We start from the raw sequence: 12,030 nt of genomic DNA, 5'->3' as shown, positions 1-12,030 counted from the left end.
CGCCCGAGGGCGAGATGCCGGCATTGTCGCTCAGCGTGCTGGTGGTGACCATCTGCACGAAGCTGCGCCGGTAGCCGTCGGTGTTGGCGTTGGCGATGTTCTCCGAGATCCGGCCCACCGCCGTGGAATTGGCCCGCAACCCGCTCACGCCGGTCTGCATCGCGTAGGAGATGCTCATAGATCTGCCCTTCGTCTCTGGTGCAGGCCCCTGACGTCCACGGCTTCTGACGAGCCGATGAGGTGAGTGGGTCAGGTTGCTACCCAAAAGTACTAGTATTCTTGCTGCCCATAGGAACGATGATTGTGGCAACAGTGTGGCACCGCCGTTCACATTTCGGCCGTGAGGCACTCCGGGCAAAAGCGTTTGTCCATTGGACCAATTCAACACCCTCTGAATCCTTCCGAGGCTGAGGTGAGGCGGGCACTTTCCTTCGGACATCGAGATGACCGCTGGGACGCGACGCTTCGCTTTTCAGCCGCTGGCCATCCGCCGAATGACCCGGCATGCCAAGCCGCTGGTCCGCTGGTCCATCGGATACAGGCGGGCGATCGGTCGAACAATCGACCAAGCCAAAGCAAATTGAGGCCCCAAATCGGCGTGAAAGCTTTGAAGGAGCGCGAGCATCGTCATGGCTTGACCATCGATCGAGGCACGCGTTCGACGAACCGTTACAGACTGCCCACAGGACCCGTTTCTTGACCTATCTCTCCCAGCCGCGTCTGGCCTTGCTCTGCGTTCTCTTTTTCGTCGAGACGCTGATGATCGTCGCCGTCTATCAGTTCGGCGTTTCGGTTGAGTGTCGCGCCAGTGTGGCGGAGCTGTGGTGCCAGCAGCTGCGCGGATCGCTCGGGCGCGGGATCACCGTCATTGCCGCGATGTCGCTCTACTTCGTGGCCCGGCCCAAGGCCGGAAAGACCCTCGTGGCACTGAGCAGCGGCGCGACATCCGGCCTCTGGCCCGCCATCCACGCATTGGGGGTATTGCTGATCTTCTCGCCGGTGATCCTCTTCGGTCCGGCCCTGCTGCAGGACCGGCTGGAAACGGCACTGCCGATCATGGCGACCGGTGCGCTCGCCGGGGTACTGGGGGGCGCGTTCTGGATGGTGTCGCCACGCGGCTGGGCCGCATGGCTCGCCGACCAGCGCTGGGTCCCGTTGTGGCTCGCCCTGATGGCAGCGCTGCTGCCCGAGGCCGCGACAATGAGCGGCATGCTCTGGAACTGGGACTGGCTGGCGCAGCCGACATTTCAAGCGGTGGCGCTGATCATGTCGATGAGCGGCCTCGCGGTCATGGTTGATGTGTCGGAATACATCATCGGTGCCAATGACTTCTTCGTGCAGATCGCGGCGGCCTGTTCCGGGGTCGAGGGGCTGGCCCTGGTCACCGGCTTCGTCGGCCTCTACGCGGTACTGTTTCGCGACACGCTGCGGCAGCGCCCGCTCTGGCTGGTGCTCTGGCCGTTGGCGCTTGGCCTGAGCTGGGTGTTCAACGTCATCCGGATCGCCGTCCTGGTGATGATCGGCGTGGGTGGCGCCCCGGACCTCGCGGTGAATGGGTTCCACAGCTATGCCGGTTGGCTCGCCTTCACCATTCTGGCACTGCTAATCCTGGCCTTGGCGCAAAGCCTGCCTTGGCTGCATAGAAACCGCGCTGTCCCTTCGGCGCGCATACCTTTGCTGCAGGATTGGGATGCGGCACGGATCCTGCCCTTCGTGGTCTTCATGATCTCGGGCATCGTCGTTTCGGCGTTCTGGACTGCGCCCGAGGCGGGCTATCCGTGGCGGGTGATCGCCATGGCCTTGTCACTGGCGCTATTTTCACAGGCTTACGCGCGGCTGAAATGGCGCCCGGACGCGCTCTCTCTTGCTGCAGGCGGCGTCGTGGGAATCGTCTGGATCCTTGCCGGCTTAGCAAGCGGCGCACAGGCGACGATCACCGATCTTGCCGGGCCGATCGGTGGCGCTGCTCTGGTACTGTGGATTGGGGCCCGGCTCGTCGGAACCATTTTTCTGGTGCCGATGATCGAGGAGCTCTTCTTCCGAGGCTACCTGCACGCTCGGATCGATGATGGCAGTATGCCTCTCCGCATTCTGGCCTTTACCATATCGGCTGTGGGCTTCGCCCTGCTGCATGGGCAATGGCTTGCCGCCGGACTGGCGAGCTTGGTGTTCTCGGCGCTGCTGATACGGCGAGGCCGCGTCGGCGATGCCGTCGCGGCCCATGTCGCGGCCAATGCCGTCGTGGCCCTATGGGCCGTATCGAGCGGCAATTGGGCCCTGATCTGAAGTCGGTGAAGCGGTTCAGCCGCGCTTCCTGTTCCGCTCCCACGCGAAGATCAGCATCGCGGCGACCGCAGCGACAGCCAGCAAACCGCTCGACGCGTCGATCTCAGGAACCGCATGCGGCTTGCTCTTGTAGGCGTACCAGTCACGCCAGGAAAAACGCCAAGTCGCGAAGCTCGGCGTGGCCATGGCGGCAAGGAATGCGGCGCTGGTTACGAGTCGCACGGCAGTCTTCATGGTCGATCCCCTCACATTTGCTCCCTCAAAAAGACGCAAATGCGCCATGTTTCGCAAGGGTATAGGGGAAAATTCGACGTAATGTCCGGCGCGACTGAACAGTGGCGACCCAGCGACTTTATTGTTGTCGGCTTCCGGGGCTAGAAATGTCCGGTCCGCCCGAGTTGATGCTCCCTACCACTCGGTCTGGCGCACTCCTCACGGATGGAGCAGGAATGACGACACCCTCAGTCCTCTTCGTCGTTCAGACCGCCACCGGTCTGCAGGACCGGGTCACCCCCGGGACGATAATCCGCGCGATCCTCATCATCGAAGACGGTGCCATCGGCGCTTGCAGGGGTCGTCACGCACGTCCCACCTTGCATCTCGGCGCAGGCCGCGAGCAGGAAGAAGGCCGGCAGCATGGACTTGTAAGTCATTTCGATTCCTTCGGCTCATGGCGGACCAACGCCCCATGGATGTATCGGGTCCGGGCCATATCAGACGTGTCCTCAGCCTGCCATCTGACGCGATGCTTCAGCGTGCCAGTACCAGCTCGGCCCTAAGGCCCCCCAACCGCTCGCTGTCACCCAGATGCAGCGCGCCGCCATGCGCATGGGCGATGTCCGCGACGATGGCGAGGCCGAGGCCGACGCCGGTGCCGCGATCCTGGTTGCGCGCGGGATCGAGCCGGGTGAAGGGGCGCATCGCCTCCTCGCGGCGCGCTTCGGGGATGCCGGGCCCGTCATCCTCGACCAGAAGCCGCAAGCTGCGCGGCGACACGATCAGCGACACCTCGCAGCGCGTGCCATAGCGCAGCGCATTGCCGATCAGGTTTTCGAGCGCGCGGCGCAGCGCCGTGGGTCGCAGCGGCATCGCTTCGCTCTTGCCCTGCACTGGTCGCATCTCCACCGCCTGCCCGGTGCGCCGCGCATCCTCGACCACCCGCGCGGTCAGTTCCTCGGGGTCGATCCGCTCGACCTCGTCGCCCGCATCGCCCCGCGCGAAGTCGAGAAACGCGTCCAGCAGCCGGCGCATCTCGTCCACGTCGCCGACCAGCGGACCCACCTCCTCCTCCGGCAGCATCGACAGGCCGAGCCGGAGCCGCGTCAGCGGCGTGCGCAGGTCGTGGCTGATCCCGGACAGCATCAGCCGCCGGGCTTGGCTCTGCCGCTCGATCCTCGCGCGCATGTCGAGAAAGGCCATGCCGGCGGCCCGCACCTCCGAGGCGCCGCCTGCCTTGTAGGGCACGAGCCGCCCCTTGCCATAGGCGGCGGCGGCCGCGGCGAGCCGGGTGATCGGCCGCAGCTGGTTGCGCATGAAGAGATAGGCCACCAGCGTCAGCAGCGCGCCGAGTACCACGATCAGCACGATCAGCTGGTGCGGGTTGCTGGCCGACACCCGGCGCCGGTCGAAGCCCAGCTGCAACGTGCCGTGATCGGTGCCGGCCCAGACCGAGACCTGACGCCCGGCGGTCAGCTCGACCGCCTGCACGTCGTCGAGCCCGGACCGCAGCGTGGCGATGACCTGCTGACCCGACAGATCCCACGGCTTGACCGAATCGCCGCCGGGCGGCGCCGGGGCAAAGCGGGTCTCGAGCTCGAGCGGCTCGCCCAGCCGGGCCGCCGCCTCGGCCGCGGCGGCGCGCCCTGGCATGGCATTTACGGTTTCGGCCACATAGCGCAGATCGATCAGCACGGATCTTGTCATCTGCCGCGTGACGCCTTCGAAATGGCGCTGCACGAAGCTGATCGAGATCACCAGCTGGAGGGTGACCACGGGCAGCAGGAGGATCAGCGCGGCGCGGCCCTGCAAACCGCGCGGCATCCATCGTTTCAACCAGTGAAAGGTCATGGCGCAGGCTAGCCGCCCGGACCGGAAAGGAAAAGCATGAGCGACGACGCCCGCGCGCGACTCGAACCGGGGCTGGTGCGGCTCCGCGCGGCCAACCCCTCGCCGATGACCGGGCCCGGCACCAACAGCTACGTGCTGGGCCGAGACCGGCTCCTCGTGATTGACCCCGGCCCCGTCGAGGACGCCCATCTCGCCGCACTGCTGGCCGAGGTCGACGGTCGCCCGGTCGAGGCGATCCTCGTCACCCACGCGCATCGCGACCATTCCGCCTTGGCCCCTGCCCTCGCAGAGGCCACCGGCGCGCCAATCTGCGGATTTGGAACCGCGGATGCCGGGCGCAGCCCGCTCATGCGGCGGCTGGCCGATGCCGGTCTTGGCGGCGGCGAGGGTCTCGACGCGGCGTTCCGGCCCGACCGTATCCTGCGCGAAGGCGAGCGGATCGGCTCGGGCGGCACGCCGGTCACCGCGCTGCACATGCCGGGCCACATGGCCGGGCATCTGTGCTTCGCCTGGCGCGGGGGGGTGTTCTCGGGCGATCTGGTGATGGGCTGGGCCGGCACCCTGATCTCGCCGCCCGACGGCGACCTCGCAGCGTTCCGCCGCTCCTGCGCGCGGCTGCGGGCGCTGCAGCCCCGGCGTCTCTATCCCGGCCATGGCGCGCCGGTCGACCGGCCGGCGCCACGGATCGACTGGCTGCTGTCGCACCGTGCCGAGCGCGAGGCGCAGATCGTCCGCGTTCTTTCGGAGGGTCCCGCCGATGCAAGCGAAATCACGCGGAGGCTCTACACCGACATCCCTGCCGAGTTGCAGGGCGCTGCGCGCCGCAACGTCCTCGCGCATCTCCTTGATCTCATGTCGCGAAACCGCGCGCTCGCTGAAACGCCCGGGCTTGCCGAGGCCCGATTCAAGCTGACGTGAGGAGAGCGAAATTTTTCCGCCCGGGCCTCTGGACACTCCCGATCCGATAACTGTATATCGCCCACATGTTCCGGCGTAGCTCAGCGGTAGAGCAGTTGACTGTTAATCAATTGGTCGTAGGTTCGATCCCTACCGCCGGAGCCAAACTTCCAGCAAGACGCTGAAGTTCAGGCAGAAAACCCCCGGGTCTCGGCAGAGACCCGGGGGTTTTGCGTTTGGCTTTGCACAAAGCTCTGCACAGGATCCTGGATCGCTCTGCGGCACCTCCAACCTCTGGAGGCCCCTCGCCGATGGCGATCAACCAACCCCATCTCGAACGTCGATCCACCGGTTACTACTGGCGCCGCCGCGTCCCGGCCCGCGCCAGAACCCGATTCAAACCGGAATTCTTCTGCTTTCCACTGCGCACGCACGTCCCCCGCGATGCCGCAGAGCTCGCCCGGCGACTGACCGCCGTCAGTGAGATCTGCTTCAACGCGGAGCAGGACATGCCGTCCGATGTCATGACCGAGATCTTGGTCGCCTATATTGAGGGCGAGATTGAAGTCTCTGATCGCCTCCGGGCGCTATCCGGCCTGCGCACGCGCGCAGCGGCCGAAGCCGCCATGGCGCTGGAAGCCGCCGCCCGCGCCTCGCTGCATGATGCAATCTTTCTCTGCGACAAGACCCCGGCAATTCAGCCGCTGCGGGATACAGCAGCACGCCTCGGGATCTCCCTCGACGAGTCAGACGAGGATTTCGCGATCCTCGCCGACAAGATGGTCCGCGCCATGATCGCGGTCAGCGAGGAAAAGGAGCGACGCGCCCGCGGAGTCTTCACCGAACAAGACCCCTATCTTGCGGAGGCCCTCCAAAGGATGAGCCTGCCGAAAAGGCCGTCCTCGATGCCGCGCTCGGCGGCAACGAACGCTTCGACTGTGGACCGGCCCGATACGTTGGAGCCCGCGGCAGAGATGGCGTCGTGCGATATCCCGCAGGACCAGGCCGAGCCCCGCAGCGAAAGCCCACGACTAACCTCAGCCACGGCCGAGGAACAGCGTCCTGCCCAAGAGAACCCGGACGGCTCTTTGGATTGGCCCGCTCCACGGACGGCCCAGCCGAAAGCTGCCTTCTACGATCGGCCCGGCCTCAAAATGACAATCGATCCCAGCCTCTTGGCGCCGGCCCGCATCTTGGACGGAACCGATCCGAAGGTCATCGACCTTTGGGACGACTGGTTCAACGACATGTCGCGTGGCCTGCGCTCCAACGGGGTTTACTCGTTCGAGGACGAAGGCAAGGCTGCCCGGTTCAAAAAGGACGCCGATACGATCCAGTCGACACGACGGATCGTTCACGATGTTTTTGGTGAGACCCGCCTTTCGCAGGCAACGGGTGAACTCTGGGCGCGGTTCACCGATCTTCTGCGCAGCCTGCCGAACAATCATGGTCGCTCGAGCCGATGGCGTCACCTCACCTGCTTCGAGTTCATCGAGCATGAGAAACATGAACAGAAGAAGCGGCTCGCCAAGGTCGAAAAGGAGATCAACTCCCGAGGTCTTGCCGCCGAGGAGGCTGATGCCGCCCGGGAGAGGGCCGGGACCAAACTCATCTCTCCGCGGACCTTGCAGCGGCATCAGAAGTATCTGTCGGCACCCCTGGACTATGCCGTCGAAAGGGGCCGGATTTCTCACAATCCCTTCAAGCCTTTCGTCTTGGGCGAGGCGGTGATCGACGACATGCGAAAGCAGCTTCCCGAAACTTCGCGGCAGACATGGAGCAGCACCGAGCTGGCCGATTTGCTCAAGACGGAGAAGTGGAACTCGGCCAAGACGGAGATCAACGACCATGTGTTCTGGGTGCCGCTGATCGCCCGGTTGCATGGAATGCGGAGCGAGGAGATCCTGCAGTTGAAGCCGAAGAACATCCGGTGCGATGAGGGCATCTACTTCTTCGACATCGAACGAGGGACGGGCCAGTCGCTCAAAAGCAACAATGCTCGCCGGATAATCCCCATCCACAGCCAGCTGATCGAGCTTGGCTTCCTCGAGCTCGTCGAACGTCAACGCTCTCTCGGGAAGGAACGAATCTTCGACAAAGTGAGCCGTTCGAAATCGAAACGTCTGACGTTCACCGCGAATTTTACCAAGAACTTCAATTACTACCGCAACTCCCGGAAGGTCTATGACAAGCGGCGCGACCTGCACGCCATGCGGACCAGCTTCAATTCGAGCATGGTGACCCGGGCCGTGCCGGATACAGCCCGGCGCTACTTGATGGGCCATCGGAACGACGACGTCGGCATCGTGAACTACCTCCCCGAAGGATTCTCGCTCGCAACCCTGAAAGCCTATGTGGAGCAGGAGCAGCTGGATCTCAGCATGGTGGCGCGACGCTTCAATGCCGCGCCCCAAAGCAGCAGGAAGGGGCCGAAGTTGGCGGCACGTGACGGCGTCGCGCTGTCGGCATAGAGTGAACTCCGCGCCTGCCGGACACTGGCCGAGGGTTGCCCCTCGGCCAAATGCCTCAACTGCGGAGTTGCTGGGCAATCCGTTCTGCCTCCTGCCAGTTGCGCAGGAGCATCAACCGTTCGGCGAGATTTTGCAGCGCCGAGCGGAGCCGGATCAGCGCGAAGCCCTTATCGGACGTCTCGGAGTCCTCGTAGCCGTCGGACATGTCGTGCTCGTCATGAACGAACCAGGTCATGGTTTCCCCCTTGATACTCGGCTCGAGGCTCTCAGCCAGTCCACGGAGGGCATCGACAGCCTCTCTGGTGATCTGAGAAGGCATCAAGGACGCCGGCCGCAGGTCACGCAGCTGTTCGAGCTGCTCTCGTGTCAGGGCTTGCGCCACTTCGACAGCCACGATGGCCTCGGACAGCCGGTCCGCGGCACTCAGCGCTTCGAAAGCAGCTTCCCGCAGGGGATCCTGTCGTTCTCTGTCCTCACACATCGGCTTTCCCCCCCTTGTCGTCGACAACCGTGGTTTCCTGCGGCGCTGCCCACTCGTCGAGTGCGTCGGACAGATGGTCCGTCAGCAGACAGATCTCTTCGACATGGGGATCAGCCGGATCGAGATCGGCGAAGTAGGCAGCCTCAAGACGAAGCACGTCATGGACATGCTCCAGAGTGAGCAACTCGAGCAGGGCGGCCGCTTCACGCCGCACATGGTCGGTCACAGTGGATGTGAATTGGAGGTGATCGAGCAGACGCTGCACGCGCCGCAGCCAGGAGCGTCCTCCGAGCAGCAGGGCGGCGTTCTGGATAGGCTCGTAGTGCTCTTGGGCGAAGCGGTGCAGCGCGGTGGCTGGCATGGGAATATCGAACATGATGTTCTCCCGTATGGTGCCGTTGGCGAAATGCCTCAGGTGACAAGACCGGCTCCTCCTCCTTCCGGGCCGGGGCTGTTTGTGTTCCTTTTGATTTCCTCGGGGCTGCTTGCCTTGCAGCGGCTCTCACCCAAGTGAGACGCTGCAAGACGAGCCAGCTCCGATACCCCTGTGCTCTATCGGGATCTGTGCGTTTCGACGCACACGAGCTTCAGCCTGCGCGACTTGCCTGCCGGATAGCCCGGATCTTTGCGCGACCCCGGCGGCCTGCCCGCTTCTTTCTGCCCTCCAGAATGTAGGCTTGAGCAGTCCGGGCATTGCCTTGCCCACAGAGAGCCAACGCGATCCACTGCTCGTCATCTTCGCTCTCGAACATCAGGCTGTGCCACAGCGAGCGGACGATGTGGGCCCCGATTTCAAAGTGGCGGAACCAGCAGCGGGACGGCCAGTCGACAGCCGGTGTGCTTGCGCCCCCGTCTCGCGAGAACAGCGCTGTGCCGTGCTTGGCCGCATAGGCGTCCTGGAAGTCACGCCCCGACTGGTCGAGCATGACCACCGCGTCGAGAAAGGGGGTCAGCTCAGGCCAAAGCTCCGGTCGATGATAAGGCCGGCCGGTCTTTCGCGTCTCGATATACAACGACCACCCCTTCTCCTTCCGGGCCAGCTCGGTGCCGATCTCGATGCGATGGAGGTCTCCGCAGCGCAGCGGACAGACCACGCTCAACGCCAGGCAGGCGGCATCCAGCGTCAGGGTAGCCCGCAGCATGGAGCCTTCCGGGGCAGCATGGGAGAGCGCGAGCAGCTCTTCGGCCTTGGCCCAGACCTCCCCGATGCCCTTTCCATGCTTGGCGGCCCAGATGTCCTTCCGCTTGCGCTCCCCCTTTGCCGCCTCGGCGTAGAGCTTGTGCAGGCGCACCAGCTTGCGGATCACGTCTTCCTCGGCCTCGCACCATCGGGCAAAAGTCAGGAGCTCCTTGAGGCGGCTGGCGATGCTGACGCTGACGTTGCCCTTGGCATGCCGGGCCGCCCGGTAGAGATCGATGGTCTTCGGCGTCATTTCCACCGGGAGGCTGTGATCCGCGCAGACTTGACCGAAAACCCGCAACGTCGAGGCGAGATTGCATATCACGGTCGCGCTGGGGGGCGTGCGATCTTCGAGCTCCAGCAACCCACGATCGAGTGTGGTGCGGCTGGTCCGCATCTCCCGGAGAGCCCTCCTCCAAGGCCGAGGCAAATCCGCCTCCGCCATCGACAGCCGCGCAGACACGCGCGGCATGCGGCTCTCACGGCTCTCCGGCTCGGGCTGCGTCTTGCGCCACTTCTCCGAGCGCTTGCGGCGCAGAGCCAGTCGCATGCCGCCGACCGAGTTGGGACGATGCCGGTTCAAGGCATCGCGCAGTCGCTCGAGCTGCGGGAGGCTCCCGAAGCTGAGAAAGTCCTCCATCGCGGGGTGGAGAACCCCTCGCTCTTCGAGATGCGCATCCCATTTCGCCAGCAACCGGTGCCGTGCGGCCTCCTGCCGATCCGCGGGCAGTATTCTCTTGTCATGCCGCATTGTCGAACGCTCCCGGACGGTGCTTGCGAACGCCCTTGCGGGCCTGCTGAAGCTTGGCCCGGCCAGCCTGCGAGGCCCGCCGCTTGTTCATCCAGGCATAGTATTTCCGCACCGTGAGCTCGTTATCGCCCAGCAGAGCAGCGGCCTCGTCCCATGCGTTCGGATCCACGGAAAGGATCCAGTAGGCGCAGACATGGCGCGCCTGGTGCATGGTCATGACGAAGTTCACTTCGAGGCAAGCGCGCCTGAACATCTCCGAGAAGTTCGACCGCTCCATGGGGCGATCGGTGGTCGACGGGAACAGGTAATCGCTGTCCGTATAGGGCTTGTTGAACGGATGAGCCGAGACCAGGCGGGGACGGATTTCCTGCAGATACCAGGTAAGAACGGGGGCCAAGTCGTCGTCGGCGATTTCGTCGATATGCGTCTCGTTCTTCACCTGCTCGCCCGGGATCGACAACCGTAGCTCCGCCAGACGCTTATCGCGCTCAAAGGCGGTGAGATCGAATTCCGCTCCCTCCCCGCGCATGCGAAGAGTGCGCAGGTTGGCTGAACGCACGGGCGAGGCCCGGAAGAGAATGGCCGCGATCGTCGCTGCAACCCCGGCGCGCAGGGCATCCATCATCTCGATTGGGCGCAGTCTCTTGCCGGCTCGCTCCTTTGCGAGCACGCGTTCGGCCCGCGCCATCAGATCCTCCGGCAGGCGATGCGCGCGCTCCTGCTTGGCCGGATCGAGATCGAACTCCTTGATCCAGTCCTCTCGCGTCTGCGACATCTTCCCGACCGAGACCGTCCGGACCGTGGGCTTCTTCCGGAGCTTGCGCAGCCGGTCCGCTTCCCTGGGTGCCAGATCGAGGTAGGTCGTTGCCAGGTGCACGAGCCGGGAGACGTGGTTGTGCAGCGTGCTGGTCTTGATGCTCTGACCCCGAGCCCGGCGTGCCGTGATCCAGTAGTTTATCGCCGTGACGAGATTGGCATGGGTGATGACCTCGGCGAGGTCCGCGCCGTCCTCGATCAGGTCCTCGGCCACGAGGCCGCCCAGCAGCCAATTCAGCGATTCCGCGTAGGACTTCTCGGAGTTCGACTTGAACTGGACCGGCGCACCAGCCAGTGGCGCGTCCTCGCCATGCTTCTTCCGCGCGATGATCTCGTCGAACTCCGTCCAGAGCACACGGGCCCCGGGATGCCCTGCGCTGCGGAGCCAGCGGTTGCCGGCGGGCCGGAGAGCGACGGGCTGCGCCACTTCCTTCACAGGCAACAGGTGCTCCATCTCGGGCCGGCAGGTCCGCTTGGCGATTATCGCGTTGAAGCGGGCGATCCCGCGGCGGAGAGATTTCCGCTGGCTGGTCTCGAGGCCGACCGCCACCCGGTTCACCCAGTCATCGGTGATCTCCGCCGGCCTGACACCGGCCGCCGAGGCCGTGCGCGCCAGCACGCCGAATGTGAGGTGCGAGTTGGCGCCGAGCAGTTTTCCCGGTCCCTGGTTCTCCTTCACGAAGGCGAGCAGCGTGCTCCATTCGGTGCCCAAGACGGGTGGGACCGAAGCGCCTGAGAGGCGTCGAAGCACCATGCGGTTGTGCTTCCGCCAGGTTCGGAACTTGTCAGCCTCGCGGAACGGCGCAGGCACGTGGCGCACACGGCCCCGCCCCCATTTGCGATCGAACTCGGCGAGGTCTGCCGGAATGCGCTCCAGCTCGGTCTTGTAGATCTCGGCGCTCTTGCGGATCGAAGCCCGCAGGTTCTTTTCAAAACTCGGGGCGTAGCCCAGTTCGGGCAGGTATTCTTCCACCTGCTTGAGATTGGTGATGGTCATTTTGTCGTCTTTCTCTGGGGAGGTCCGGGAGGTCGGAGAGGTTCGGCCAACAGCCTCTCCGCGCTCCCGGACAGGCCGCGGAAG

The 12,030-nt window shown here is 64.6% G+C and carries 11 protein-coding genes and 1 tRNA gene; 4 read left to right on the top strand and 8 right to left on the bottom strand.

Going from position 1 to position 12,030, the window contains the following annotated elements; translation table 11 throughout:
* Nucleotides 1–160: flagellar basal body protein (locus LOS8367_RS17770; protein ID WP_370737709.1), on the bottom strand; the 160-nt coding region annotated here is incomplete at its 3' end.
* A 344-nt stretch (nucleotides 161–504) separates the two neighbouring features.
* On the opposite strand from LOS8367_RS17770, the gene xrtE reads away from it, so the two are divergent.
* The gene (gene xrtE / locus LOS8367_RS17765; protein WP_085897882.1) at nucleotides 505–2,286 is read left to right on the top strand and encodes an exosortase E/protease, VPEID-CTERM system; all 1,782 of its coding nucleotides are present in this window, start codon (nucleotides 505–507) and stop codon (nucleotides 2,284–2,286) included.
* A 15-nt stretch (nucleotides 2,287–2,301) separates the two neighbouring features.
* On the opposite strand, the gene LOS8367_RS17760 is transcribed toward xrtE, so the two are convergent.
* The 3 genes from LOS8367_RS17760 to LOS8367_RS17750 form a co-directional block, all read right to left on the bottom strand.
* Entirely contained in the window at nucleotides 2,302–2,520 is a 219-nt protein-coding gene (locus LOS8367_RS17760) for a VPEID-CTERM sorting domain-containing protein (RefSeq protein WP_085897881.1), read from the bottom strand.
* A gap of 227 nt (nucleotides 2,521–2,747) precedes the next feature.
* A complete protein-coding gene (locus LOS8367_RS17755; RefSeq protein WP_085897880.1) occupies nucleotides 2,748–2,939 on the bottom strand; it encodes a hypothetical protein in 192 nt (63 codons plus the stop codon).
* A 97-nt stretch (nucleotides 2,940–3,036) separates the two neighbouring features.
* Nucleotides 3,037–4,353 carry an ATP-binding protein gene (locus LOS8367_RS17750; RefSeq protein WP_085897879.1) on the bottom strand — a complete coding sequence of 439 codons (1,317 nt, stop codon included), beginning with the start codon at nucleotides 4,351–4,353 and terminating at the stop codon, nucleotides 3,037–3,039.
* A 36-nt stretch (nucleotides 4,354–4,389) separates the two neighbouring features.
* Here LOS8367_RS17750 and LOS8367_RS17745 point away from each other — a divergent pair, with 36 nt between their 5' ends.
* The 3 genes from LOS8367_RS17745 to LOS8367_RS17735 all read left to right on the top strand — a co-directional run bounded on the left by LOS8367_RS17745 (nucleotide 4,390) and on the right by LOS8367_RS17735 (nucleotide 7,721).
* Nucleotides 4,390–5,271: an MBL fold metallo-hydrolase gene (locus LOS8367_RS17745; protein WP_085897878.1), complete on the top strand. Its 882-nt coding sequence runs from the start codon at nucleotides 4,390–4,392 to the stop codon at nucleotides 5,269–5,271.
* A 69-nt stretch (nucleotides 5,272–5,340) separates the two neighbouring features.
* Nucleotides 5,341–5,415: transfer RNA gene (locus tag LOS8367_RS17740), tRNA-Asn, on the top strand.
* A gap of 146 nt (nucleotides 5,416–5,561) precedes the next feature.
* Complete coding sequence (locus LOS8367_RS17735; protein WP_085897877.1) at nucleotides 5,562–7,721, top strand: site-specific integrase; 2,160 nt, start codon at nucleotides 5,562–5,564, stop codon at nucleotides 7,719–7,721.
* A gap of 55 nt (nucleotides 7,722–7,776) precedes the next feature.
* Here LOS8367_RS17735 and LOS8367_RS17730 read toward each other — a convergent pair whose 3' ends face one another.
* The 4 genes from LOS8367_RS17730 to LOS8367_RS17715 form a co-directional block, all read right to left on the bottom strand.
* Nucleotides 7,777–8,202, bottom strand: coding sequence for a hypothetical protein (locus tag LOS8367_RS17730; protein ID WP_085897876.1), 426 nt, complete (start codon nucleotides 8,200–8,202; stop codon nucleotides 7,777–7,779).
* Nucleotides 8,195–8,578, bottom strand: coding sequence for a hypothetical protein (locus tag LOS8367_RS17725; protein ID WP_085897875.1), 384 nt, complete (start codon nucleotides 8,576–8,578; stop codon nucleotides 8,195–8,197). Before LOS8367_RS17725 ends, LOS8367_RS17730 begins: the two co-directional genes overlap by 8 nt.
* Nucleotides 8,579–8,789: 211 nt before the next feature.
* On the bottom strand, nucleotides 8,790–10,133 hold the full coding sequence (locus LOS8367_RS17720; protein ID WP_085897874.1) for a hypothetical protein: 1,344 nt from the start codon (nucleotides 10,131–10,133) through the stop codon (nucleotides 8,790–8,792).
* Nucleotides 10,123–11,946 (bottom strand): tyrosine-type recombinase/integrase, encoded by a 1,824-nt coding sequence (locus tag LOS8367_RS17715; RefSeq protein WP_085897873.1) that lies wholly within the window; start codon nucleotides 11,944–11,946, stop codon nucleotides 10,123–10,125. The genes LOS8367_RS17720 and LOS8367_RS17715 overlap by 11 nt, the downstream gene beginning before the upstream one ends.
* Between the last annotated feature and the right edge of the window lie 84 nt (nucleotides 11,947–12,030).

Source organism: Limimaricola soesokkakensis (genome assembly GCF_900172345.1).
Taxonomy (GTDB): Bacteria; Pseudomonadota; Alphaproteobacteria; order Rhodobacterales; family Rhodobacteraceae; genus Limimaricola; species Limimaricola soesokkakensis.
The sequence above is the reverse complement of the archived record's forward strand: the minus strand, read 5'-3'. Positions and strand labels throughout refer to the sequence as shown.

Coding starts and splice junctions, on each gene's coding strand:
- LOS8367_RS17730 (WP_085897876.1), bottom strand. CDS start 8,202: ATGTGTGAGGACAGAGAACGACAGGATCCCCTGCGGGAAGCTGCTTTC.
- xrtE (WP_085897882.1), top strand. CDS start 505: ATGCCAAGCCGCTGGTCCGCTGGTCCATCGGATACAGGCGGGCGATCG.
- LOS8367_RS17750 (WP_085897879.1), bottom strand. CDS start 4,353: ATGACCTTTCACTGGTTGAAACGATGGATGCCGCGCGGTTTGCAGGGC.
- LOS8367_RS17745 (WP_085897878.1), top strand. CDS start 4,390: ATGAGCGACGACGCCCGCGCGCGACTCGAACCGGGGCTGGTGCGGCTC.
- LOS8367_RS17760 (WP_085897881.1), bottom strand. CDS start 2,520: ATGAAGACTGCCGTGCGACTCGTAACCAGCGCCGCATTCCTTGCCGCC.
- LOS8367_RS17720 (WP_085897874.1), bottom strand. CDS start 10,133: ATGCGGCATGACAAGAGAATACTGCCCGCGGATCGGCAGGAGGCCGCA.
- LOS8367_RS17725 (WP_085897875.1), bottom strand. CDS start 8,578: ATGTTCGATATTCCCATGCCAGCCACCGCGCTGCACCGCTTCGCCCAA.
- LOS8367_RS17735 (WP_085897877.1), top strand. CDS start 5,562: ATGGCGATCAACCAACCCCATCTCGAACGTCGATCCACCGGTTACTAC.
- LOS8367_RS17715 (WP_085897873.1), bottom strand. CDS start 11,946: ATGACCATCACCAATCTCAAGCAGGTGGAAGAATACCTGCCCGAACTG.
- LOS8367_RS17755 (WP_085897880.1), bottom strand. CDS start 2,939: ATGACTTACAAGTCCATGCTGCCGGCCTTCTTCCTGCTCGCGGCCTGC.